The 892-nt window shown below is 73.8% G+C and carries 1 protein-coding gene; it reads right to left on the bottom strand.

Going from position 1 to position 892, the window contains the following annotated elements:
- Positions 1-41: 41 nt before the first annotated feature.
- The coding region (locus BIV03_RS01500) for an FGGY-family carbohydrate kinase (RefSeq protein ID WP_254790677.1) at positions 42-892 on the bottom strand (851 nt) is incomplete at its 5' end.

The raw sequence follows: 892 nt of genomic DNA, 5'->3' as shown, positions 1-892 counted from the left end.
GCACCGCGCCTCCCGTCCTCCGAGCGGTCGCGTCGCACCGGTCAGCCGACGATGGCCGCCGTCCGCCGGTAGACCTCGTCGGTGTGCGCCGTCACGTCCGCGTGCACGGCACGCAGCGCGTCGTAGACCGCCGCAGTCGACGGGTCCGGCGTGAAGCGGTCCCGCTCGACGACCATCGCCGCGGCGGCCGCCTCGAACGACGGGTGCACCCCGGTCGCGACCGCCGCGCAGATCGCCGCCCCGCGCCCCGCAGCGCTGTCGCCCACCACACGGATGGTCGGCGCCTGGAACACGTCCGACATGATCTGCATCATCAGGTCGGACGACGAACCACCGCCGGAGACGACCACCCGGCGGTACGCCGTCCCGAGCTCGGCGGCCATGGCATCCCCGCGGTCGCGCATCGTCATCGCGATGCCCTCGAGGATCGATCGGTACACGTGCGCCCGGCCCTGCCGTCCGTCGAACCCGAGGATCGAGCCCTTCCGGAACGTCGCGTCGGCCGGCGCGAGCCAGTCGAGGACGGTCAGCAGCCCGTCCGATCCCGCGGGGACGTCGGCGGCCTCGCGGCCCAGTCGGTCCTCGGCGCGCTCGCCCGCCGCGTCGGCCGCTGCCGCGAAGTCCGGCCCGAGCAGGTCGCGGAACCAGCTCACGGTCCACATGCCGCGACGGATGCCGCCGGACTCGTAGAGGTAGCGGCCCGGTTCCGAGCCGAAGTTCGTCCAGAAGTCGGACGCCCCGTCGATGTTCCGCTCGCCGACCGACATGCCCGCGATGTACGTGCCGAGCGACACGAGGAGCGTCGTCGGGTCGAGGAGTCCGCAGCCGAGGGCCTCGACGGCCTTGTCGTTGGCCGTCGCGACCACCGGCAGGCCGACCGGGAGGCCCGTGG

This window comes from Curtobacterium sp. MCBA15_016, from assembly GCF_001865105.1.
GTDB lineage: Bacteria > Actinomycetota > Actinomycetes > Actinomycetales > Microbacteriaceae > Curtobacterium.
This window is presented reverse-complemented; position numbering and strand designations above follow the sequence as displayed.